20 protein-coding genes, 1 pseudogene and 1 riboswitch are annotated in these 22,927 nt (G+C 73.0%); of the genes and pseudogenes, 4 read left to right on the forward strand and 17 right to left on the reverse strand.

The window, feature by feature from the left end:
- Both AC6JBM_RS06250 and glgX read right to left on the reverse strand, forming a co-directional pair.
- Positions 1 to 2,190 (reverse strand): malto-oligosyltrehalose synthase, encoded by a 2,190-nt coding sequence (locus AC6JBM_RS06250; protein WP_497982652.1) that lies wholly within the window; start codon positions 2,188 to 2,190, stop codon positions 1 to 3.
- Positions 2,187 to 4,292, reverse strand: coding sequence for a glycogen debranching protein GlgX (gene glgX / locus AC6JBM_RS06255; RefSeq protein ID WP_497982653.1), 2,106 nt, complete (start codon positions 4,290 to 4,292; stop codon positions 2,187 to 2,189). Before glgX ends, AC6JBM_RS06250 begins: the two co-directional genes overlap by 4 nt.
- 242 nt (positions 4,293 to 4,534) lie before the next feature.
- On the opposite strand from glgX, the gene AC6JBM_RS06260 reads away from it, so the two are divergent.
- A complete protein-coding gene (locus AC6JBM_RS06260; RefSeq protein WP_497982654.1) occupies positions 4,535 to 6,532 on the forward strand; it encodes an amylo-alpha-1,6-glucosidase in 1,998 nt (665 codons plus the stop codon).
- A 25-nt stretch (positions 6,533 to 6,557) separates the two neighbouring features.
- Positions 6,558 to 8,021, forward strand: a complete 1,464-nt coding sequence (locus AC6JBM_RS06265) for a glycosyltransferase family 4 protein (RefSeq protein ID WP_497982655.1) — start codon at positions 6,558 to 6,560, stop codon at positions 8,019 to 8,021.
- 93 nt (positions 8,022 to 8,114) lie between these two features.
- Here AC6JBM_RS06265 and AC6JBM_RS06270 read toward each other — a convergent pair whose 3' ends face one another.
- The 12 genes from AC6JBM_RS06270 to clsA form a co-directional block, all read right to left on the reverse strand.
- Positions 8,115 to 8,732, reverse strand: coding sequence for a DUF2461 domain-containing protein (locus AC6JBM_RS06270; protein WP_497982656.1), 618 nt, complete (start codon positions 8,730 to 8,732; stop codon positions 8,115 to 8,117).
- A 10-nt stretch (positions 8,733 to 8,742) separates the two neighbouring features.
- Positions 8,743 to 9,381 carry a DJ-1/PfpI family protein gene (locus tag AC6JBM_RS06275; RefSeq protein WP_497982657.1) on the reverse strand — a complete coding sequence of 213 codons (639 nt, stop codon included), beginning with the start codon at positions 9,379 to 9,381 and terminating at the stop codon, positions 8,743 to 8,745.
- Entirely contained in the window at positions 9,382 to 9,771 is a 390-nt protein-coding gene (locus tag AC6JBM_RS06280; protein WP_497982658.1) for a helix-turn-helix domain-containing protein, read from the reverse strand.
- A gap of 144 nt (positions 9,772 to 9,915) precedes the next feature.
- Positions 9,916 to 10,470 carry a MerR family transcriptional regulator gene (locus AC6JBM_RS06285; RefSeq protein ID WP_497986422.1) on the reverse strand — a complete coding sequence of 185 codons (555 nt, stop codon included), beginning with the start codon at positions 10,468 to 10,470 and terminating at the stop codon, positions 9,916 to 9,918.
- Between the two features lie 1,315 nt (positions 10,471 to 11,785).
- Positions 11,786 to 12,250 carry a bifunctional nuclease family protein gene (locus tag AC6JBM_RS06290; protein WP_223093836.1) on the reverse strand — a complete coding sequence of 155 codons (465 nt, stop codon included), beginning with the start codon at positions 12,248 to 12,250 and terminating at the stop codon, positions 11,786 to 11,788.
- 228 nt (positions 12,251 to 12,478) lie between these two features.
- Positions 12,479 to 13,126: a transcriptional regulator FtsR gene (gene ftsR, locus AC6JBM_RS06295; protein WP_497986423.1), complete on the reverse strand. Its 648-nt coding sequence runs from the start codon at positions 13,124 to 13,126 to the stop codon at positions 12,479 to 12,481.
- Positions 13,127 to 13,199: 73 nt separating this feature from the next.
- Positions 13,200 to 13,640 (reverse strand): oxoglutarate dehydrogenase inhibitor Odhl, encoded by a 441-nt coding sequence (gene odhI / locus AC6JBM_RS06300; RefSeq protein WP_350613525.1) that lies wholly within the window; start codon positions 13,638 to 13,640, stop codon positions 13,200 to 13,202.
- A 157-nt stretch (positions 13,641 to 13,797) separates the two neighbouring features.
- Positions 13,798 to 14,178, reverse strand: a complete 381-nt coding sequence (gcvH, locus tag AC6JBM_RS06305; RefSeq protein WP_497982659.1) for a glycine cleavage system protein GcvH — start codon at positions 14,176 to 14,178, stop codon at positions 13,798 to 13,800.
- Between the two features lie 29 nt (positions 14,179 to 14,207).
- Positions 14,208 to 14,903, reverse strand: coding sequence for a DUF881 domain-containing protein (locus AC6JBM_RS06310; protein WP_497982660.1), 696 nt, complete (start codon positions 14,901 to 14,903; stop codon positions 14,208 to 14,210).
- A 2-nt stretch (positions 14,904 to 14,905) separates the two neighbouring features.
- The gene (locus AC6JBM_RS06315; RefSeq protein WP_350613529.1) at positions 14,906 to 15,238 is read right to left on the reverse strand and encodes a small basic family protein; all 333 of its coding nucleotides are present in this window, start codon (positions 15,236 to 15,238) and stop codon (positions 14,906 to 14,908) included.
- Positions 15,235 to 16,083, reverse strand: coding sequence for a DUF881 domain-containing protein (locus AC6JBM_RS06320; protein WP_497982661.1), 849 nt, complete (start codon positions 16,081 to 16,083; stop codon positions 15,235 to 15,237). Before AC6JBM_RS06320 ends, AC6JBM_RS06315 begins: the two co-directional genes overlap by 4 nt.
- A complete protein-coding gene (gene clsA / locus AC6JBM_RS06325; protein ID WP_497986424.1) occupies positions 16,080 to 16,694 on the reverse strand; it encodes a cardiolipin synthase ClsA in 615 nt (204 codons plus the stop codon). The genes AC6JBM_RS06320 and clsA overlap by 4 nt, the downstream gene beginning before the upstream one ends.
- A gap of 63 nt (positions 16,695 to 16,757) precedes the next feature.
- Here clsA and AC6JBM_RS06330 point away from each other — a divergent pair, with 63 nt between their 5' ends.
- Positions 16,758 to 17,777, forward strand: a complete 1,020-nt coding sequence (locus AC6JBM_RS06330) for a hypothetical protein (RefSeq protein WP_497982662.1) — start codon at positions 16,758 to 16,760, stop codon at positions 17,775 to 17,777.
- A gap of 14 nt (positions 17,778 to 17,791) precedes the next feature.
- Here AC6JBM_RS06330 and AC6JBM_RS06335 read toward each other — a convergent pair whose 3' ends face one another.
- From AC6JBM_RS06335 to AC6JBM_RS06345, 3 genes and pseudogenes are all read right to left on the reverse strand, one after another.
- Positions 17,792 to 18,448, reverse strand: coding sequence for a methyltransferase domain-containing protein (locus AC6JBM_RS06335; RefSeq protein WP_497982663.1), 657 nt, complete (start codon positions 18,446 to 18,448; stop codon positions 17,792 to 17,794).
- The gene (locus AC6JBM_RS06340; protein WP_497986425.1) at positions 18,445 to 19,179 is read right to left on the reverse strand and encodes a nucleotidyltransferase domain-containing protein; all 735 of its coding nucleotides are present in this window, start codon (positions 19,177 to 19,179) and stop codon (positions 18,445 to 18,447) included. The genes AC6JBM_RS06335 and AC6JBM_RS06340 overlap by 4 nt, the downstream gene beginning before the upstream one ends.
- Positions 19,180 to 19,239: 60 nt before the next feature.
- Positions 19,240 to 19,893, reverse strand: a pseudogene (locus AC6JBM_RS06345) (nucleotidyltransferase domain-containing protein); the annotation flags it as partial.
- A gap of 33 nt (positions 19,894 to 19,926) precedes the next feature.
- Positions 19,927 to 20,021: riboswitch (glycine riboswitch) on the forward strand.
- Between the two features lie 79 nt (positions 20,022 to 20,100).
- On the opposite strand from AC6JBM_RS06345, the gene gcvP reads away from it, so the two are divergent.
- Positions 20,101 to 22,926 (forward strand): aminomethyl-transferring glycine dehydrogenase, encoded by a 2,826-nt coding sequence (gene gcvP, locus AC6JBM_RS06350; RefSeq protein WP_497982664.1) that lies wholly within the window; start codon positions 20,101 to 20,103, stop codon positions 22,924 to 22,926.
- Position 22,927: the final 1 nt, after the last annotated feature.

Below are 22,927 nucleotides of genomic sequence, written 5' to 3' on the forward strand. Positions count from 1 at the left end.
TCAGCCCTTCACCAGCAACGCGACGGGGTAGGAGGCGAGCAGGTCGGCGAGGCGCGGTGCGGCCCCGCGCCCGGTGAGCGCGTCGACCCAGTCGCCGGCCGGGAGCTTGAGCTCGGTGTCGCGCCAGCCGCCGGCGGCCTCGAGGCCGGCCGGGAGCCGGGTGGCGACCGTGAGCGCGCCGCCCCGGTCGAACGCGACGACGTGCCGCTGCGCCGCGCCGGTGGCCTCGACGGGCCGGTAGTCGCCGAACAGCTCGGGCCGGTCGCGGCGCAGCCGCAGCGCGCGGCTGACCACGAGCAGCTTCGCCGCACCGGACACGTCGACCGGCGGCAGCGGCTGGCCGGCCGCCGCGGCGGCGTCGAGCGCGGCGAGCAGGTCGAGGCGCTCGGCGAAGTCGACCGGGCGGCGGTTGTCGGGGTCGACGAGGGAGTTCTCCCACAGCTCGGTGCCCTGGTACACGTCCGGCACGCCCGGCATCGTCAGCTGCACGAGCTTCTGGCCCAGCGCGTTGCTCCAGCCGTAGGGGGTGATCCGGGACGCGAAGTCCTGCACCGAGCGGTGCAGATCAGGGTCGTGGAAGACCCGGGCCAGGTTCGACTCGACGGCGTCCTCGAAGGCCTGGTCCGGCTCGTCCCACGAGGTCGAGCGGTTCGCCTCGCGGGCGGCCTTCCGCAGGTACAGCCGCAGCCGCTCCTGCGAGATCGGCCAGGCGCCGACGATCGTCTGCCAGAAGAGGGCCTCGAACGACGGGTCGTCCAGCGGGGCGGCCTCGCGCCAGCCGGCGACGGCGGCCCGCCACTCGTCCGGCACCTCGCTGAGCACGGCGAGGCGGGCCCGCACGTCCTCGCCGCGCTTGGTGTCGTGCGTGGACAGGGTCGTCATGCCGTTCGGCCACTCGCGGTGCCGGCGCGCCTGGGCCTCGTGGAACTCGTCCGGCTCGACGCCGACGCGGCTGGGGTCGCCGCCGACCTCGTTCAGGGCGATGAGGTGGTTCCAGCGGTACATCGCCGTGTCCTCGACGCCCTTGGCCATGACCGCGCCGGTGAACTGCTGGAACCTGACCGCCAGCTCGTCGCCGGGGTCCTTGAGCCGCTCGGGCACGTTGCCCTTGGCGGCCTGCTCCAGGTGCTCGACGCCGTAGGGCAGGTAGGTCCGGTACACGTCGAAGTTCGCGGCGATCTCGGCCAGGCGCGCCCGGTCGCCGCCCAGGCGCTCCAGGCGGTTGAGCTCCGCGGTGAACAGGCGCCGGGTGACGTCCAGCTTCTGCTCGTACGACTCCTGCTTCCAGCTCTTGCCGGACGGTTCCGGACAACCGGGATCGATGAAGAGGCCGCAGACCTCGGCCAGGGCGTCGTAGCCCGTGGTGCCGTCGACGGGCCACGGGGGCATCGGCTCGCCGCGTTCGAGGATCTTCTCGACGAGCAGCCACGTGTCCGGGGCCCGCTCGCGCAGACGGGTCAGGTACTCGCCGGGGTCGCGCAGGCCGTCGGGGTGGTCGACGCGGATGCCGTCGGCGAGGCCCTCGCGGACCCAGCGCAGGATCTCCGCGTGCGTGGCCTCGAACACCGCGGGGTCCTCGACGCGCACCCCGGCGAGCTCGGTGACGGCGAAGAACCGGCGGTAGTTGAGCCGCTCGTTGCCCTCGCGCCAGTACACGAGCCGGTAGTGCTGCCGCGCGTGCACCTCCTGCGCGGTCCCGTCCCCGGTGCCGGCGGCGATCGGGAAGCGGTGCTCGTAGTAGCGCAGCTCGCCGTCCTCGACGCGCAGGTCGTCCAGGGCCGGCGAGCCGAGCACCGGCACCACGACCGGGCCGGCGTCCCAGTCGATGTCGAACCAGTCCGCGTACACGCTGGCCCGCCCCCTCGCCAGGACGTCCCACCACATCGGGTTGGCCGCGGGCTGGAACAGGCCCATGTGGTTGGGCACGATGTCGACCACGAGCCCGAGCCCCTGCTGCCGCAGCGCCGCCACCAGCCGGTCCAGGGCGGGCGCCCCGCCGAGCTGCGGGTTCACCGTGCGCGGGTCGACGACGTCGTACCCGTGCGGCGAGCCCGGGGTCGCGGTGAGCAGCGGCGCGGAGTACAGGTGGGAGGCCCCGAGCGCGCGGAGGTACCCGGCGAGGCCGGCGGTCGCGTCCAGCCCGAAGTCCGGGCGCACCTGCACGCGGTACGTCCCCGTCGGCACCCTCATACCGTGCGGTCCAGCACGACGAGGGAGCGGTCCGGCACCGTGATCGTGCCGCCCGCGGTGTAGCTGACGCCGTCGCGGGCCGGCCCGGTCGCTGTCGCGATCACCAGCTCCCACTCCTTGCCGTACTCCTGCGTCGGTATGACGAAGTCGAGCGGCTCGTAGTGTGCGTTGAAGCACAGCAGGAACGAGTCGTCGACGTGCCGCTCCCCGTGCGAGCCGCGCTCGGTGATGCTCTCGCCGTTGACGAAGAGCATGAGCGCCTTGCCGAAGTGGTTGTCCCAGTCCTCCTCGGTCATCGCCCGCCCGTCCGTGGCGAACCAGGCGACGTCCGCGATCGGGGTGCCCTCGGCGCGGGCGACCGGCCGGCCGGTGAAGAAGCGGCGGCGGCGGAACACCCGGTGGCGCTCCCGGAACAGCGCCAGGCCGCGCGTGAACGCCAGCAGCTGCTCGTCGACGTTCTCCCAGTCGACCCAGCTGATCTCGTTGTCCTGGCAGTACGCGTTGTTGTTGCCGCCCTGGGTGCGCCCGAGCTCGTCGCCCGCGCAGATCATCGGCACGCCCTGGCTGAGCATGAGCGTGGTGAGGAAGTTGCGGCGCTGCTTGGCCCGCAGCGCGGCGACCGCCGGGTCGTCGGTCGGGCCCTCGACGCCGCAGTTCCACGAGCGGTTGTGGCTCTCGCCGTCGCGGTTGTCCTCGGTGTTGGCCTCGTTGTGCTTCTCGTTGTAGGAGACGAGGTCGTTGAGCGTGAAGCCGTCGTGGCAGGTGACGAAGTTGATGCTGGCGAAGGGCCGCCGCCCGTCGTCCTGGTAGAGGTCGGCCGAGCCGGTGATCCGCGACGCGAACTCACCCAGCGTCGCCGGCTCGCCGCGCCAGAAGTCGCGCACGGTGTCACGGAACCGGCCGTTCCACTCCGTCCACAGCGGCGGGAAGTTGCCGACCTGGTAGCCGCCCGGCCCGACGTCCCACGGCTCGGCGATGAGCTTCACCTGGTTGACCACCGGGTCCTGCTGCACGACTTCGAAGAACGTCGAGAGGCGGTCGACGTCGTAGAACTCGCGGGCCAGGGTCGAGGCGAGATCGAAGCGGAAGCCGTCGACGCGCATCTCCGTCACCCAGTAGCGCAGGGAGTCCATCACGAGCTGCAGCGAGTGCGGGTTGCGCACGTTGAAGCTGTTGCCGGTGCCCGTGTAGTCGGTGTAGTACCGGTTGTCCTCGTCCTCGAGCTTGTAGTAGTGCCCGTTGTCGATGCCGCGGAAGCTCAGCGTCGGGCCGAGGTGGTTGCCCTCGGCGGTGTGGTTGTAGACGACGTCGAGGATGACCTCGATGCCGGCCGCGTGCAGCGCCTTGACCATCCCGCGGAACTCCTGGACCTGCTGGCCGCGGTGCCGGTGGGCGTAGCCGTGGTACGGGGCGAAGAAGCCGATCGTGTTGTAGCCCCAGTAATTGGACAGGCCCAGCTCGACGAGGCGCTGGTCGTGCACGAAGTGGTGCACGGGCAGCAGCTCGACGGCGGTGATGCCCAGCCGCTTGAGGTGCTCGACGACCGCGGGGTGGCCGATGCCGGCGTAGGTGCCGCGCAGCTCCTTGGGCACGTCCGGGTGGCGCATGGTCAGGCCGCGGACGTGCGCCTCGTAGACGACCGTGTGGTGGTACGGCACCCGCGGGGCCGAGTCGTTGCCCCAGTCGAAGTACGGGTTCACCACGACCGCCTTGGGCATGAACGGGGCCGAGTCGGCCTCCGACATCCGCTCGGGGTCGTTGAAGTCGTAGCCGTACACCGCCGGATCCCAGGCGATGTCGCCGTCGATGGCCTTCGCGTACGGGTCCAGCAGCAGCTTGTGCGGGTTGCAGCGCAGGCCCCGCTGCGGCTCGTAGGGGCCGCTGACGCGGAAGCCGTACCGCTGCCCCGGCTCGACCCCCGGCAGGTAGGCGTGCCAGACGAACGCGTCGACCTCGACCAGCTTGATGCGCTCCTCGGCGTCGTGGTCGTCGAAGAGGCACAGCTCGACGGACTCGGCCACCTCGCTGAAAATCGCGAAGTTGGTGCCCTGCCCGTCGTAGGTCGCGCCCAACGGGTACCGGTTGCCCGGCCAGACCTGCATGTTCGCTCCCGCTCCATTGCTCGGCACCGCTGTCCAACGGTGCCCCCGTTGCCACAGTGTTACGTGCGTCGAAAGTTCACGCGCGGGTACGCGCGAAGCTGGCTGCCATATGCCCCACTCCTTCAATAATGAATCGTGATCGGCGGTGCGTCGGATTCCCGACACGGTTCCAGGATGAATCTCCGGCGAATTCAGCCGTGGCGCGCGTTTGAAACGAGGGGGTTCGGATCATAGTTGGGCACATGCCCCCCGGATCGGTGATGACCTTCGGCCCGCATGCCTGCGCCACCCCGGCGGGATTCGAAGCGGAATGGCTGGTCACCGACGGCCTCGGGGGATACGCGACCGGCACGGTCGCCGGTCTGCGCACGCGCCGGTACCACGCGCTGCTCGTCACCCCGCAGCGCCGCGTCGCGCTCGCCGCGCTGGACCCGGTGCTGCGGCTGCCCGGCGGCGCCGAGCACCGCCTGGCGGTGCACGAGTGGGGCTCCGGCGCGATCGACCCCCAGGGCCACCACCACCTCGAATCCTTCGAGATCCTCGACGGTGTACCGCGCTGGCGCTGGCGGTTCGGCGAATACGTCCTCGAGCGCGAGGTCGCGATGGTCCGCGGCCGCAACGCCGTCGCCGTGGTGCACCGCCTGGTCGCGGCCCCGCCCGGCGCCCGGGTCCACCTCGGCCTCACCGCCCTGTGCACGTGGCGCGACGCCGACGGCGAGCGCTTCTGCGCCGACGGCCCGCTGGACATCGAGGACGCGTACGCGCTCGACGGGCCGGGCTGGACGCCGCTCGGCGAGTGGTACCTCGACGCCTACCACCGCGAGGAGACCGCCCGCGGCCTCAACCCGGTCGAGGACCTCTGGGCCGCCGGGACGTTCGCGGCCGACCTGGGCGCCGGCGAGACCCTCACCGTCACCGCCCGCTCCGACCTCGGCAACGCCGCGCCGCTGCCCGACGGCCCCGCCGTGGTCGAGGCCGCCCGCCGCCGCGCCCGCCGGCTCGTGCGCCAGGCCGGCGTGCGCACCGCCGCCGAGCGCCTGCTCACGCTCGCCGCGGACGCCTTCATCATCGACCGCGACGGCGTGCCCGAGGTGATCGCCGGGTACCCGTGGTTCGGCAGCTACCTGCGCGACACCATGACCGCCTATGAGGGGCTCTTCCTGCACACCGGCCGCGCCGCCGAGGGCCGCGAGCTGCTGCGGGCCCACGCCGGCCTCGGCGCGCGCCTGCGGGCCGAGGAGCTCGGCGACGCCGACGGGGCGCTGTGGTACGTCCACGCGGTCGACCGGCACATCGCGCGCACCGGCGACGCCGACCTCGCCGCGGAGCTGCTGCCCGCGGTGGAGGGGGTCATCGCGGCGTACACGAAGGGCACCCGCGACGGCGTGAGCGTCGACCCCCTCGACGGGCTGCTCGTCCTCGACGCCGACCACGCCGGCCTCACCTGGATGAACGCCCGCCTGCCGCGCGGCCCGGTGACCCCGCGCGACGGCAAGCCGGTCGAGCTCAACGCGCTGTGGGCGAACGCGCTCGGCGCCGTCGCCGCGCTGCGGGAGCGCTGCGGCCGCGACGCCTCCGTCGTGCACGGCCGCCGCGACGCCGTGCGGGCCCAGTTCGTGAAGCGCTTCCGCGCGCCCGACGGCTGGCTCTACGACGTCGTCGACGCCGGCCCCGCGCCCTACCCGAAGGGCGGCTCCGGCGTCCACGACGACTCGGTGCTGCGCCCCAACCAGCTCCTCGCGTTCAGCCTGCCGTACGCCCCCGGCGCCGACGAGCCCCGCCTGCGCGACGACGTGCTGCGGGCCGTCGGCGAGAGCCTGCTCACGCCGCTGGGCCTGCGCACGCTTGGCCCGGGTGAATACGGGTACCTTGGTGCGCACCGGGGCGGAGTCGTCGCCCGGGACACGGCATATCACCAGGGAACGGTGTGGCCGTGGTGGCTCGGGCCGTACGTCGACGCGATGTGTGCCGCCGGCCGGCCGGTGGACGCGCTGCCCGTCGCCGTTGAGGGACATTTGGGCGAGTGCGGACTCGGCTCGGTCAGCGAGATCGCGGAGGGTGACGCGCCGTACCGCCCGACCGGGGCGCCGTTCTCCGCCCGATCGGTCGCCGCCCTGCTGCACGCACGCACCGTCATCAGGCAAAACTGCAAGCTGCAAGGTGCACGTCCCGCAACATCGGGAAAAGTGAAATTGACCCGCGAAGCCGGTCCGCGGAAGCGTCGGAACGCGCTACGGTGACAGTCGGCGACGAGAGGTATCCGCTATGCGCGTCTTGATGATCGCCTGGGACTTCCCTTCGAGTGATGCACGAACGGCCGCGCTCGCGGCCGCGCTGGGCACCGCCGGCCACGACGTCACCGTCGTCACCCGGCACGAGTCCGGCACCCCGGCGACATCGATGCTCGGCGACGTCCGGGTGGTCCGGGCCGCCGCGGTGCCGTCCACCGACGACACCGACCTCGGCCACACCATGGCCGTCAACCACATGCTGGCCGAGACCGCCATCCGCACCGCGCCGGCCGCCGGCTACGAGGTGATCCACGCCCACGGCTGGCTCGTCACCCACGCCGCGGTGACCCTCAAGGAGCACTTCGGCATCCCGTTCGTGGCCTCGCTGCAGGCCACCGAGGCGGGCCGCCGCCAGGGCTACCTCGAGGGGGAGACCAGCCGCTCGGTGCACTCCGTCGAGTGGTGGCTGGGCTCCGAGGCCTGCCGCGTCATCGTGCCGACCGAATACCTGCGCTGGGAGGTCCAGCACCTCTTCGACGTCCCCGCCGAGCGCGTCGACGTCGTCCCCAGCGGCATCGACCCCGACGTGTGGACCGCCGAGCCCCGCGCCGTGCTCCAGGCCCGCCTCCGCTTCGCCGGCGAGGGCCCGCTGATCGCCTACGCCGGCCGCCTCGTCAGCGAGAAGGGCGTGCAGGACCTCCTCGCCGCGATGCCCGCCATCCGCGAGCGCCACCCCGGCACCCGCGCGGTCGTCGCCGGCGACGGCCCCTACCGCGGCACCCTGATCGAGGAGGCCCGCCGCCTCAAGCTGCACCGCGCCGTCTCCTTCCCCGGCACCCTGGACCAGCCGACCCTGGCCGCGGTCCTGGCCGCCGCGGACGCGTTCGTGATGCCGAGCCGATACGAGCCGACCGGCACCGTGGCCCTCGAGGCCGCCGCCTCGGGCGCGGCCCTCGTCGTGGCCTCGACCGGCGGCCTGGCCTCGATCGTCGAGCACGGCGTCACGGGCATCCGCTTCCCGGCCGGCGACCCGGACGGCCTCGCCGACGCCGTCGCGGCGCTGCTGCAGGACCCGATGTTCGCCCAGACCCTCGCGACCCGCGCCCGCGCCATGGCCCGCGAGCGGCACTCGTGGCACGCGATCGCGGCCCGCACCGCGGCCGTCTACGGCGCGGCGATCGACGACTCGCCGGCCTTCGAGGCCCGGCGCCAGGCCGCCGTCCTCGGCAGCGGCCTGCCGGTCGTGTTCGTGCCGCCGGGCAACCTGCTGGCCGACCCGCCGCAGGTGCCGGTCGGCGAGCGGCCGGCGAGCCTGGTCCGCGCGGCGGCCGAGGAGGCCGCCTGGCAGGCGGGGGCCGACGCGGCCCGGGCGGCGCTCGCGCTGGAGGGCGGCCTGTGGGCGGAGCCGGCGGCGCGCGAGGCCGCGGACCGCGACGCGGCGGCACGCGCGGCGGCGGCACCGTTCGACGTGCTGATGGCGGCGGTCGAGCGCCGCTGACTCAGGTGTCCGTGCGCTTTTTGGCGGTGCCGGTCCGGGCTGCTGACTCGGGTGCCGGTGCGCTTTTTGGCGGTGCCGGTCCGGGCTGCTGACTCAGGTGTGTGCGGCGAGCCACTCCTGGAGGGGCTGGCAGCCGCGCAGGAACGTCTCGACGTGCCCGCGTGCCTTGGGGGTGCCGAGCCAGGGCTTCAGCGGGAACTGGTGCCAGGCGATGAGGCCCTTGTGGCGCAGCAGGCCGGCCCGCGGGTGCTCCTTGTCGAAGCCGCGCGGCACGGTCTTGAGCTGCTCGTGCGACGTCACCGACCAGCCGCGGGCGGCCAGGTCCGCGACGATGGCGGCGAGCTCGCGGCCCGACGCGTCGGCGGCGACCGCCTGGCGGTAGCGCGCCAGGCGGGGCGAGTCCATCATGTACGCCCCGGCCCCGGCGGCGAGGCCCTCGGCGGTCAGCTGGACGTAGCCGCCGCGCTCGAACGAGGCCGCGCACGAGGTCTTGTACGGCGACTTGTCGGCGCTGAAGCGCACGTCGCGGTAGGGGCGGAAGATCTTCGCCGGGCCGAACTCCGGCTCCAGCTCCGCGAGCAGCTCGCTCATGGGGCCGCGCACCTGCTCCTCATAGGTGCTTTTGTGCGCGGTCCAGTACGTCTTCGAGTTGTCCGCCTCGAGTCCGTCGTAGAACTCGAGCGCCTCGGCGGGCCAGCCACGGAACGTCACGCCCTGGAGCTTACGACGACACCACGAGATGGCGGTTGGCGCGCAGGAACGCGACGACCTCCGGCGGGGCCGACGCGGGGGATCCGGCGGCGAAGGGCGGGTGCGGGTCGTACTCGATCGCGAGCTGGATGGCCTGCGCGACCTGCGGCCCGGCGATCCGCCCGGCGAGCGTGAGCGCGAGGTCGATGCCCGCGGAGACGCCGGCCGCGGTCGCGTACTTCCCGTCGATGACCACCCGTCCGGGGGACGGCAGCGCGCCGTACTCCCGCAGCCGCTCGGTCACGAGCCAGTGGGAGGTCGCGGCGCGCCCGCGCAGCAGGCCGGCGGCGGCGAGGATCAGCGAGCCGGTGCACACCGACGTCATCCAGGTCGCGCCCGCGTCGACGCGGCGCAGCCACTCGCCCAGCTCCGCGTCGGCGACCTGCGCGGCGACGTCGGGCCCGCCCGGGACGACGACCACGTCGGGCTCCGGCGCCTCCGCGAAGCCGGACCGGTCGCCGAGGTGCAGCAGTCCGGTGTCCGCCGGCACCGGTCCCGGGCCCGAGCCGACGAACGTGATCGACGCGCCGGGCAGGCGCGACAGCACCTCGTAGGGCCCGACGACGTCCAGGGCGGTCATCCGGCGGTACAACACCATGGCAATGCGCATCTAGCAACGCTCCCGATAGCCGGCCGGGGCCACGCCCAGCTCGCGGACGAAGGCGCGGCGCATCGCCTCCGGTGTGCCGTAGCCGCAGGTCCGGGCCACTTCCTCGACGCCGTCGCGGCCCTCCTCGAGCAGCCGCCGGGCGGCCTCGAGGCGCACCTGGCCGACGTAGCGCCCCGGCGGCGTGCCGACCTCCGCCGCGAACGCGCGGCTGAACTGCCGCGGCGACAGGTTCGCGCGCCGGGCCAGCGCCGGGACGGACAGGTCGGCGCCGGGGTGCTCGTACGGCCTGGCGCTCGCCTTGCCGGCTCCTGTGAAGACTTCGAGCGGGCCGGTGACGTCGAGGCTCTGGACGCCGTCGAAGACCACGATCACGACTCGCTGCGGGGGCATGCGTCTGATCTTGGTGCCGGGCCGGCGTGTCGGCAACGACGTGCAGCCCACCTTTCGTGACACGCCCTTTTGTGTCGTACCCCTGTTCTAAACTGGGGGCACGGCTCGGTGAACGGAGGTCGCGAGGTGCGGTGGTGGGTTCGGTCAGCCGGCGCGACGGCGGGCGCGGCGCATCGCGAGCTCGTCGCCCCCGGTGTAGGTGTCCTCGGCGCTGCCGGTGGCCGGCGGCGCGGGGACTTCCTCGCCCGGTGTGGCCGCCTCGGCCGGCAGGTGCGACAGCGTGCCCTCGATCTCCTTGAACGCCCCGGAGATCGCGATGCCGAAGACGCCCTGGCCGCCCTGGAGCAGGTCGACGACCTCCTCGGGCGAGCGGCACTCGTAGACGGTGGTCCCGTCCGAGATCAGGGTGATCCCGGCGAGGTCCCCGACCCCGCGCGAGCGCAGCGTGTCGATGGCCTTGCGGATGTTCTGCAGCGAGACGCCGGCGTCGAGGAGGCGCTTGACGACCTTGAGCACGACGATGTCGCGGAAGGAGTAGAGGCGCTGGCTGCCGGAGCCGCTGGCGTCGCGCACGGAGGGCACGACGAGCCCGGTGCGGGCCCAGTAGTCGAGCTGGCGGTAGCTGATCCCGGCGGCGTGGCAGGCGGTCGGGCCGCGGTAGCCGACGTCGTCGGCGTCGGCGATGCTCGGCCCGGTGATGCTCGGCCCGGTGGCGCTCGGCCCGGCGACGCTCGGCCCGGCGGCGACGCTGGCCGCCGCGGTGTTCGCGGATCCGGTGCTGTTCGCGGGGCTCGAGCCGGCCCCGGCGGTTGCACTCGCCCCAAAGGCGTCCACGTCGCCTCCGATGTCGCTGGTGTCCATGGCATCGGCGGTCATCGCGAAGCCGGCGGGGGAGCCGGGGCCGATGTGTGAACGGTGGTCGATCTGGGTACCGGGCCCGGCAACTGGTGCGTGACCGTTCGGCGCGCCTGCCGCCGTGCGGGGCTGCGTGGCCGGGTTCACCTGGGCGTACTCAGCGGCCTCAGCGGCATGGCCGGGTATCCCGGGATCCGGGGGCTGTTGCATTGCGACCCACCTCCAGCGTCAACACCCGCAACCCTATAGCGCACCTTGAGGGTCTGCGGGGAGGTAACGCCGCGACACGCCGCGTGCCGGTGCGTGAAACCTTGCGCGCGTCCACCCGCGACGCTGGTTGACCGTCGGCGACGGCACCCCGACGCTGCGGTTGACCCACCACCGACGCTACCTGTCGTGTTCCGGAAGGCAAGCGTCTTCACCGAACTGCGCAGGCGTTTCCGCCCCTGTCACACGGGCGTGTGCCCGATTTGTTATCAACCGCGTCGCACGCTCGCCACCCTGGGCCCGCCCGGGATCACCCACCCGCGCCCAACCTCGGCCGCCGCAACCGTCCCCACGCGTTCGCGACGCCGCGCGCCTGGCCCTTGGCCGTCCCACCATCCGCGTCGCCGCCGTCTGCCGGCTCACTGTCGCCCGCCTTGCCGCGCCCGCCTCGCCGCGCCCGCCTGGTCGCCGCCTGTCGCCTGCCGCCGGCTGGCCCGCGGTCCGCGCCTGCGCCCTGCCGCCCGCCTCGTCCCGCCGCCCGAGTTGCCGCCGCCTGTCGTCCGCCGTCGGCTGGCCCGCTGTCCGCCTGCGCATCGCTGCTCGCGTTGCCGCCGCCTGCCGTCCGGGTCCTCGCCCGCCGCCCTGCCGCCCGCGTTGTCGTCGCGTGTCGTGCGCCGTCGGCTGGCCCGCTGTCCGCTTGGGCCTCGCCGCGCCGCGTTGCCGCGGCCTGGCGTCCGTGTCTTCGGTCCGCCGTCCGCGTCTTCGGTCCGCCGCCCCGCCGCTCGCCCGTTGCAGCGCGCGGCGTGCCTCGGCCGGGCGGTACCGGGGGTGAGATCGGTCGGTGGGAGCCCGGGGCGTGATGGAGTCGCCCGAGACTGGGTGAGTCGCTGCGGAGGGAGCTGCTGTCAGTCCACGGCGGCCGGATCGGGCGCGCCCCGGATGTGCCGGGCGGTCAGCCGGCGAAGTCCTCCGGGCGAACCTGCTCCAGGAACTCCCGGAACTTCTCGACCTCGTCCTCCTGCTCGTCGGGGATGACGATGGCGGCCTCGGTCAGGACCTGGTCGGCGCAGCGGATCGGGGCGCCCACGCGAAGGGCCAGGGCGATCGAGTCGCTCGGGCGGGCCGACACGCGGACGTTGTCGCCGATGACGAGCTCGGCGTAGAAGATGTTGTCGCGCATCTCCACGATCTCGACGGCGTGCAGCGGGGCCTTCAGGGCCGCGAGCATGTCGCGCATCAGATCGTGGGTCAGGGGTCGGGCCGGCTTCACCCCCTGCTGCTCGTAAGCGATCGCGGTGGCCTCTACCGCACCGATCCAGATCGGCAGGTAGCGGTCTCCGTCGACCTCCTTGAGCAACACGATGGGCTGATTGGTAGGCAGCTCCACGCGAACTCCGACCACATTCAGCTCTCGCACTGCCGCCTCCGTGTCGACTTGCCTCTCCCTGCACGTTACACGGACTCCACCGCAGTCGTGCCACTCGCGATGCCCGTCTGATGTGCCGAGTGGTGAAGATCGCCTGCGGATGGAGCCGATCGAGCGCGATGCGAAACGTCCCGTTCACCCAGTTTTTGCCCGGAAGGTGGAGAACGTCCGGCCTCTGAAGGCCGGGCGCGGGCCGGACACGGACCGGGTGGCGGGGGGCTACTTGCCGAGGATCTCGCGCAGGCCGGCGCGCACCAGGGCGGCGTGCACGCGCTGGGTGAGCGCCGCGAGCTCGTGGACCGTGTCGGCCGCCCGGGCGCGGCCGGCCGGGCCGTTCTGCCTGGTCAGTGGCGTCACGAGCTGGCTGAACAGCCCGATCTCGCGGTCGGCGGCGGCCCGGTAGGCGCGCAGGTGCCGCGGCTCCACGCCGAACTCGCCGAGGCGGGCCGCGGCCGTGGCCACCTCGAGGGCGTCGGCGTCGTAGCCGGCCCCGGGGCGGGACTTGAGCAGCCCGTGGTCCTCGAGGGCCTTGAGAGCCGCCTCGGTGAGCCCGGCCTTGCTCAGCAGCTCCTCGCGGGTGAGGCGGAGCTCGGTGGGGGCCTCGGCCGGTACCGAATCCGTGACCTCGGTCAGCGGCTCACGCATGGTGGCGAGGTGCTCGCGGATCACGCGCAGGGGGAGGTACTGGTCCCGCTGCGCGGTGAGCACGTAGCGCAGCCGCGACACGTCCATCCACGTGTACTTGCGGTACCCGGCCGGGGTGCGCCGCGGCTCGACGAGCCCCTCGGTCTCCAGGAAGCGCAGCTTGGAGATGGTCACGTCGGGGAAGTCGCCGCGCAGGTGCGCGAGGACCTCGCCGATGCTCATGAGACGCTCGCCCCGGGTGAGGTCCTCACCCGGGGTGGGATTGTTCCAGGCGGCCGCCGACGCCGTCATCGCCTCAGCTCTCGTCGGGGCGCGGTCCTGCGACGAACACGAGGCGGAATTTGCCGATCTGGACCTCGTCGCCGTTGCTCAGCGTCGCCGCCTCGACGCGTTCCCGGTTGACGTAGGTGCCGTTGAGGCTGCCGACGTCGCGCACGGTGAAGGTGCCGCCCTCGCGGTGGAACTCGGCGTGGCGGCGCGAGACCGTCACGTCGTCGAGGAAGATGTCGCTGTCGGGGTGCCGGCCGCTCGTGGTCACGTCGTGGTCGAGCAGGAAGCGCGCGCCGGCGTTCGGGCCGCGGCGGACGGCGAGCAGCGCCGTGCCCGGCGGCAGGGAACCCGACATGCGGGTGGGCACCATGTCGTTGTCCGGCCCCTCGATGGCATCCTCAATGGCGCCAAGGTTGAGCGTGGACGTGACGTCGAGCGGGGGAAACTCGTCGTCTGGGCGCGTCATCGAACCACCTCACGGTCGTATGTCGGGGTCAGCCGGATGCATGGGAAGCCTCGGAACGCATACGGTTGACTGAGCGAGCCTAGTCACGCGCGAAATCACGGGTCAACCGGACGCGCGGCAAGGGCGTCGGTGAAATACCGGGCGAATTCCCGGGAGATCAGCCGGCGGTCAGGTCGGCGTACGCCTTCGCGTCGAGCAGCGCGTCGACGGCCGCCGGGTCGTTCACCTTGAGCTCGACGAGCCAGCCCTCGCCGTACGGATCGGAGTTGATGAGCTCCGGCGCGCTCTCCAGGGCCGGGTTCACCGCGACCACCTCGCCGGCGACCGGAGCGTAGATCTCCGAGACGCTCTTGGTCGACTCGACCTCGCCGAGCGACCCGCCGGTCTCGAACGCGGCACCCGCCTCGGGCAGCTGGACGAAGACGATGTCGCCCAGCGAGTCCTGCGCGTAGTGCGTGATGCCGACCCTGAACGTGCCCTCCCCGGCGGGGGCGAGCCATTCGTGTTCGGCGGTGTACCGCAGATCGTCGGGAATCACGTCAAGTCCTTCTTCGCTCGGCTGGGGTACTACTGTGCGGGCTTGGCGTACTGCAGCGCACCGGCATTGTGCAACGCGTTGACGCGCACGGGATCCAATTCGCGCACGGAAACCGTACCGCCGTGCTGGCGGACGCTGTCCACGACCCCTCCCGGGATGTTCAGCGCCGTCCGCATGGTGTCCGGACCTCCGATGACCGTGATCGTATAGGGCGCGGCGATCATCGTCCCGTCGACCACGAGCCGTCCCGCGTCCGGGGCGTCCACGAAGTACGTCGAGGCCACGATGCGCACCGCGGGCCCGCCGGCCCCGGCGATCTGCATGGCCTCGGCCCCGGCCCCGCGCAGTTCTTCGATGGCGTCGAGCACGGTTTCGGATTTTATGGCCTCGGAGCCCTGCGTGAGGTCGATCTGCAGACCCGGCCCCTCGGCGGGGAGCGTCCCGGCGAGGATCCCCAGCTCGTCGGCGCGTTTGCGGGCCTCGGCCAGGGCCGCGTCGCGCCCCTGCGCGCCCGAGTCCAGCTGCCGCTGGGTGTCCTCGAGGTCGCTGATCTCGCCGCGCAGGCGGTCCTGCTGGGCGTCGAGGTCGGACAGGATTCGCACGAGGTCCTCGGGCCGGGCGGAGGAGAGCTCGGCATCGGTACCGCCGGCCTTGAACTGGACCGCGACGGCGAAGCCGAGCAGGGCCAGCAGCAGGGCGATGACGAGGTTGGCGGGCTTGCCCACGGCTACGCCCGGAACAGGTGCCGGCGGATGGCGGCCACGTTGCCGAAGATCCGCACCCCGAGGACCACGACGACGCCGGTGGACAGCTGCCCGCCGACGCCGAGCTTGTCCCCGAGGTACACGATCAGCGCCGCGACCAGCACGTTCGACACGAACGAGACGACGAACTGCTTGTCGTCGAAGATGCCGTCGAGCTTGGCCCGCAGGGCGCCGAACACCGCGTCGAGCGCGGCGACGACGGCGATCGGCAGGTACGGCTGCAGCCCGAGCGGCACCGACGGCTCGAGGAAGACACCGGCCGCAACGCCGATGGCCAGGGCGATCACGGCGATCATCGCGTGGGACCTCCAGAGGGAGTCGACGAAGGGGTCGGGGCGGGAGTCCGGGCGTACTGCAGCGGCGGCTCGGCGGCCCCGGCGAGGGCGAGGTTCGTGCGCTTCTTCACGCCGAACTGCATGCGGTACTCGTCGACGTACCGCTTGAACCGCTTCGCCGTCGCGGAGGCGTTGAACCGGTCGGCGAGGTCCGGCGGCCCGATCGCGGTCACCTCGTAGGGGCTGGTCACGGGCCGGAAGTCGACGAGGATGACCCCGCCGGCGGCCCGGATCGTGCCGGTCGCGGTGAGCCGCTGGCCGTTGACCGCGATCGCCTCGGCGCCGGACTGCCACAGCCCGTTGGCGATGTCCTGCAGGTCCCGGTCGAGCACGACGCCGAGGTTCTCGTCCTGCGTACGGCCGGTGACCGGATCGACCTGCGGCGGCGCGTCGGCGATGCGGACCGCCACCCCGTCCCCGGTGACCTTCCCGGTGCCGGTGCCGGCGGCCAGGTCGCGCAGCCGGGCGGCGCTGTCGCCGTCGGCGAGCGCGTCGTCGCGGGCCTGGTCGACCTGCGCGCGCAGCTCGGCGGCGCGCCGCTGCAGGTCGTCGGCGGTCTTCTGGCGGGCGCGCACGTCGGCCACGAGATCGTCGCGGGCCTTCGAGGTGCCCGGGGCGGCCTGCACCACCTGGTGGTACGCCACCGCCAGCAGGAACCCGATGGCCAGCATCGCCACGACGGTCAGCCACCGGCCGGACCGCGGCGCGGGAGCGCCGCCACGGCGCGCGGCCGCGGCCGCGTAGCCGGGGTCGAGCGGGTTGCGGAACAGCTCGCCGAGCAGGTCGTCGCGGCGGGGCGAGGTCACGAGGAGCTGGAGGCCTTCAACTGCACCGCCCGCCCCGCGCGGACGTGCACGGTGGCCTGGATCACGTAGAACACGGCCGCGACCCAGTACAGGACGATGCCCCACCACAGCAGCGCCCAGCCGCTGGGCTGCGCCCACGAGCGCGCGGACTCGGCGAAGTGCGCCAGCAGCATCATCGGGAAGCCCATGAGCAGGATCGCGGTGGCGGTCTTGCCCACGTAGTGCACCGGCGGCGGGCCGTGGCCGAGGATCCGCAGCACCACGAGGACCAGCACCATCACGGCCTCGCGGGCCAGCAGCGCGATCGTGAACCACCAGGGCACGACGTCCTTGAACGTCAGCGCGAACAGGGTGGCCAGGATGTACAGCCGGTCGGCGAGCGGGTCCAGCAGCTCGCCGAGGCGGCTGACCTGCTTGAGCCGGCGCGCCGCGAACCCGTCGACCCAGTCGCTGAGCCCGCCGATGACGAGCACGGCGACCGCCCAGCCGGTGGCGTCGGTGGCGAGGAACAGGTACAGGAACAATGGCACGCCGAGCAGGCGCATGAAGCTGATGAGGTTCGGGACGGTGAGCACCGGCCCGAGACCCTGCCGGTCTGCCACGCGGGGAATGCTAACAGCCCGCACGGGTGACCTGGTGGAGGCGCCGCGGCCCGCCGGGTAGCGTCGCGCGGCATGAGGCGGACGACGGCCGTGGTGCTGGCATTGGTACTGCTGCAGGGCTGCTCGCCGTCCGCGACGCCGCCCCCGGCCACGCCGCAGCCGGCCCTGGCCGCGTCGCCCGCGATCCCCGGGGCCGAGGGCGGGCTCGGGACCGCCTCCCCGGCACCCTCCACCGCCGGTCCCTGCACGATCTTCCCGGCCGACAACGTCTGGCACGCCGACGTGTCCAAACTGCCCGTGAGCCGCGACTCCGCGGCCTGGGTGGCGAGCATCGGCGCCGCCGCGCACGCCCACCCCGACTTCGGCACCACGTTCGGCATCCCGGTCACGAACGTCCCGGCCGGTCAGGCCAAGGTCAAGGTCACCTTCGAGTACGCCGGGGAGAGCGACCCCGGCCCGTACCCGATCCCGCGCGACGCGCGCGTCGAGGGCGGCGCGAACGCCGGCGGCGACCGGCACGTGATCGTCCAGGACACCGCGGCCTGCAAGGCGTACGAGCTCTACGCCGCGTCGGCGCAGCCGGACGGCTCCTGGAAGGCGGGCTCCGGCGCCGTCTACGACCTGCGCGGCAACGCCCTGCGCAAGAGCGGCTGGACCTCGGCCGACGCCGCGGGCCTGCCGATCCTGCCCGGCCTGCCCCGCGCCGAGGAGGCCGCGGCGGGCCGGATCGACCACGCGATCCGCTTCACCGCGCCGAAGACCCGCAAAGCCTTCGTCTGGCCGGCCCGCCACGCCGCGTCCGATGCCACCGACGCCGCGCTGCCGCCGATGGGCGCCCGGTTCCGGCTCAAGGCGTCGGTGGACATCGCGAAGTACCCGCCGCAGGCGCGGGCGGTGGCGCAGGCGCTGAAGACGTACGGCGCGATCCTGGCCGACAACGGCTCCCCGTGGTACTTCACCGGCGCCGAGGACGCGAAGTGGAGCAACACCCAGCTCGACGCGCTCAAGGCGCTGAAGGGCTCCGACTTCGAGGCCGTCGACTCCTCGCTGCTGATGGTCGACCCCAACTCCGCCCGCTGCCGCGCCGGCTGAACGGGTCCGGGGGCCTAGCGCAGCAGGGCGATCGTGAAGTCCGCGCCCTGCGGGTGGTAGGCGTGGTCGATGCGCCACCGGTCGGTCAGGGCGGCCGCGAACCGCATCAGGACCGACGGGTCGGCGTAGAGCTCGTCGTGCGCGCGGGCGGCCGCCGGGCGGTTCGCGCTGAGGAAGTTCGCGGCCACGGCTCGCCCGGAAATGTCGTACGCGTGTTCTAAAGTGCTGAGGTAGTAGAGCGGGTCGTCCGGGTCGGCGAACTGGAAGACGCCGCTGAGGAACACGTAGTCGTGGCGGCCCGCCGGGGTCTCGGTCACCGGCAGGAGCGAGACGCCGGGGACGCCGCGGGACGTGGCCAGCTCGACCATGGCCGGGTTCAGGTCGACGCCGGTGTAGTGCAGGGGGAGGCGCATGGCGCGGAGGTGGAAGTACAGGTCGCCGGGGCCGCAGCCCCAGTCGAGCACCGTGCCGCCCGCGTAGCCGGCGGCGCGGGTCAGGGCCTCGAAGCGGATGCGCTGCAGGTCCTCGCTGCCCCAGCCGGCCGCCCGCCACGTGGGGCCGTCCAGCCCGAGCCCGGCGTGGAAGGCGGCGATGGTCCCGGCCCGGCCCGGCGGCCCGTGCGGAGGCTCGTTCACGGGCTCGTGCGAAGGCCCGTGCAACGGCTCGGTCATCGGGACAGCCGGGTGCGGATCAGCAGGTCGTTCAGCGCCGGGGCGGCCGACGGGGTCGCGGGCAGCCGTGAGGTGTCCCGCGCCGACTCCAGCTCCGCCGTCAGCCGTGCCACGTCCGCGGCCAGGACCTCCGGTGCGACCAGCGACGGGGGCAGGGCGCGGTGTTCGCCGGCCTTCTTGGCCTCGATCAGGTCCGGGACGTAGGGGAGGGTGTTGAGCACGCGCAGGTCCGACTCGATCTCGCCGGTGCGCATCAGGTGGATGCCGGTGTGCAGCACCCGCAGGGTGTAGAGGGCGGGCTTCAGCTCGCCGGTCTTCGCGTGCAGCAGCCACTGGCCCGAGGCGAAGCCCAGGTAGTGCCGGGCGTGCTCCGGGGTCAGGCAGTGCGGGGCCAGGGCCTTGAGCTCGTCGTGCAGGGGGCCGGTGCGCACCACCAGCGGGGAGAGCAGCTGCTCCAGGACGTACCCGTTCGGGCGCAGGAGGAGGCGGACGAACTTCGCCAGCTCCTGGCTGACGATGTCCAGCTCCATGCCCTCGCGCTCGCCGCCCACCTCCACCGTGTCCGGGCCGGTGTCCAGGCCCACCACCTCGTCCAGGGGCAGGAGGTGGCAGGCGCGCAGGTCCAGGTCCGAGTCGACGGAGGCGAAGCCGTAGAGGTGGGCGCCGCTGACCGTGGCGAAGGCGAGGGGGTACGGGTGCTCGTCGGCCACCGCACCGGCCCAGGCCGGGATGCCCTCCGGGGCCGGGGGCTGGGCGGTGGTCGCTCGCACGGGCGGTACAGGTGCCGTGGTTCGCAGGGCGAACAGGAAGCGCTCCACCGCGGCCCGATCGGGCTCCTCCCGGAGCTTCGACGCCGACTCGGCGGCGGCCAGGCCGGCGGTCAGGGCGCCGGCCAGGGACTGGAAGTCCTCCCAGCTCAGCTCGCCACGGCGGATCGCCAGGAGCTCGTCGCGCCAGGGGGTCACGTCCACCAGAACCTCGCCGGTGCGCAGGACGTGGGCGCCGGCGCGCAGCAGGCGGGCCATGTGCATCGCCTGCTTCCAGCGGACCTCGCCCGTGCGGGCGCGCACCGAGGTGAGCTTGCCGAGCTGGTCGCGGGCGTAGTCGCCGTAGGTGCGGGCGGCGCGGCGGGACAGGAACGCCGGGCGCAGCTCCAGCAGCGCGCGGCCGGCGTCCGTGACGTGCTCGACCAGCGGCGCCGACAGGCACTCCCACACCGTCGGGTTCGCCGCGAGGGCCAGGGTGCAGGCCCGCTCGACCTCCCACGAGAACTGCTCCGGCAGCGGCCCCTCGACGTGGGTGGGCGGCTTGTCCAGCGACCAGAAGGCGTCGCTCGGCGTCTGGAACACGCCCCGGCGGTCGGTGTCGGAGTCCGGGCCGTCCAGCCCGTAGGCGCGGGAGCCGACGACCGCGGAGTAGATCGTGTGCTTCGCCACGATGGTCAAGTCCTGCACTGTTGGTAGGGTAGTCCTGCCGGCAATACCCGCGCGGGAGAGATCGCTGTGCAGAGCAGCGACGCCGAAGGGGCAAATCCTCCCCGGAACCTCTCAGGCAAAAGGACCGCGGCGGGTTGGCACCTCTGGAGTCTGCGACAGAGGGGGAGGAGCGCACGTTCGCCCCTGTCCCGCGATCCGCCCAGAGAGTTGTGGCCCATGACCAGTTTTGCCGCGCGGCACATCGGCCCGAGCGCCGACGAACAGGCCCGGATGCTCAAGACCGTCGGGTACGAGACGGTCGAGGACCTCATGACCGCCGCGATCCCCGGCTCGATCCGCTGGCACAAGCCGCTGGACCTGCCGCTCGCCGCGTCCGAGGCCGAGGTGCTGGCCGAGCTGCGTGCCCTCGCCGCGGCGAACCGGACCCTGGTGTCGATGATCGGCCTCGGGTACCACGGCACCCACACCCCGCCGGTGATCCTGCGCAACGTGCTCGAGGACCCGTCGTGGTACACGGCCTACACGCCGTACCAGCCGGAGATCTCCCAGGGCCGGCTCGAGGCGCTGCTGAACTTCCAGACCGTCGTCGCCGACCTCACCGGGCTGCCGGTCTCCGGGGCGTCGCTGCTGGACGAGGCGACCGCGGCCGCGGAGGCGATGACCCTCGCCCGGCGCTCGTCGAAGGTGAAGTCCGAGGTGTACGTCGTCGACGCCGACGTGCTCCCGCAGACCCTCGCCGTCATCCGGACCCGCGCCGAACCGCTCGGCATCGAGGTGCGCGTCCTCGACCTCGCCGTCGAGGAGCTGCCCGAGGCGTTCTTCGGGGTGCACCTGCAGTATCCGGGCGCCTCCGGGGCCGTGCGCGACCACGAGGCCCTCATCGCCCTGGCCCATGAGCGGGGCGCGATCGCCACCGTCGCCGCCGACCTGCTCGCCCTGTGCGTGCTGCGCGAGCCCGGCGCGATCGGGGCCGACGTCGCCGTCGGCAGCGCCCAGCGCTTCGGCGTGCCGATGGGCTTCGGCGGCCCGCACGCCGGATACATCGCGGTCCGCCAGGGCCTCGAGCGCACCCTGCCCGGCCGGCTCGTCGGCGTGTCCAAGGACGCTGGCGGCGCCCCCGCCTACCGCCTCGCGCTGCAGACCCGCGAGCAGCACATCCGCCGCGAGAAGGCGACCAGCAACATCTGCACCGCGCAGGTGCTGCTCGCCGTCGTCGCGAGCATGTACGCGGTCTACCACGGCCCCGACGGGCTGCGGGAGATCGCCGCGCGGACCCACGACATGGCCGTGCGCCTCGCCGCCGGGCTCAGCGCGGGCGGGGTCACCGTCGAGCACCGGGCCTTCTTCGACACGGTGACGGCGGTCGTACCAGGGCGGGCCGGCGAGATCGTCGAGGCCGCCGCGGAGCGCGGGATCAACCTGCGCCGCGTCGACGCCGACCGGGTCGGCATCGCCTGCGACGAGACCACGACGTTCGGGCACCTGCGCGACGTGCTCGCCGCCTTCGGCCTCGCCCACGCCGACGTCACCGGGCTCGACACGGCCGACACGGTCCCGGCGCAGCTGCGCCGCGCGTCGGACTACCTCACGCACCCGGTGTTCAGCAGTCATCGATCCGAGACGGCGATGCTGCGGTACCTGCGCCGGCTCTCCGACAAGGACTACGCGCTCGACCGCGGCATGATCCCGCTGGGCTCCTGCACCATGAAGCTCAACGCGACCACCGAGATGGAGCCGATCACCTGGCCCGAGTTCGCGAACGTCCACCCGTTCGCGCCCGACGCGCAGACCCAGGGGTACCGCCGCCTCATCGCCGATCTCGAGCGCTGGCTCGCCGAGGTCACCGGCTACGACGCCGTGAGCCTGCAGCCCAACGCGGGATCGCAGGGCGAGCTCGCGGGGCTGCTGGCGATCCGGGCCTACCACCACGACCGCGGCGACACCGAGCGCGACCTGTGCCTGATCCCGTCCAGCGCGCACGGCACCAACGCGGCCAGCGCCGTCATGGCCGGGATGCGGGTCGCCGTCGTCGCCTGCGACGAGCTCGGCAACGTCGACCTCGCCGACCTCGACCGGAAGATCGAGCAGCACCGCGACCGGCTCGCGGCCATCATGGTCACGTATCCGTCGACGCACGGGGTGTACGAGACCGGCATCGCCGAGCTGTGCGGGAAGGTCCACGACGCCGGCGGGCAGGTCTACGTCGACGGGGCCAACCTCAACGCGCTGCTCGGCTTCGCCAAGCCCGGGCAGTTCGGCGCCGACGTGTCGCACCTCAACCTGCACAAGACCTTCTGCATCCCGCACGGCGGCGGCGGCCCCGGCGTCGGGCCGGTCGCGGTCCGCGCCCACCTCGCGCGCTTCCTGCCCTCGCACCCGTTCCTCGCCGCGGACGCGCCGGTCGGCCCGGTCTCGGCGGCGCCGTTCGGCTCGGCCGGCATCCTGCCGATCCCGTGGGCGTACCTGCGGCTGATGGGCCCCGACGGCCTCGCGAAGGCGACGGCGACCGCGGTGCTGGCGGCCAACTACGTGGCGGCCCGGCTGCGTGAGCACTACCCGGTGCTCTACAGCGGCGCGGAGCACCTCGTCGCGCACGAGTGCATCCTGGACCTGCGGGGGATCACCAAGGCCAGCGGCGTGACCGTCGCCGACGTGGCGAAGCGGCTCATCGACTACGGCTTCCACGCCCCGACGATGTCGTTCCCGGTGTCCGGGACGCTCATGGTCGAGCCGACCGAGAGTGAGGACCTGGGCGAGCTGGACCGCTTCTGCGACGCCATGATCGCGATCAAGGCGGAGATCGATCGGGTGGCGTCGGGTGCATGGCCGGCCGGCGACAACCCGCTCGTGAACGCGCCGCACACGGCGGCGGTGGTGACGGCCGACTCGTGGGAGCACGCCTACCCGCGGTCGGTGGCGGCCTTCCCGTCGGCGGCCTCGCGCGAGGCGAAGTACTGGCCGCCGGTGCGCCGCATCGATGACAGCTACGGAGACCGGAACCTGGTGTGCTCGTGTCCTCCGGCCTCCGCTTACGAAGAGTGAC

Source organism: Dactylosporangium thailandense, assembly GCF_059739745.1.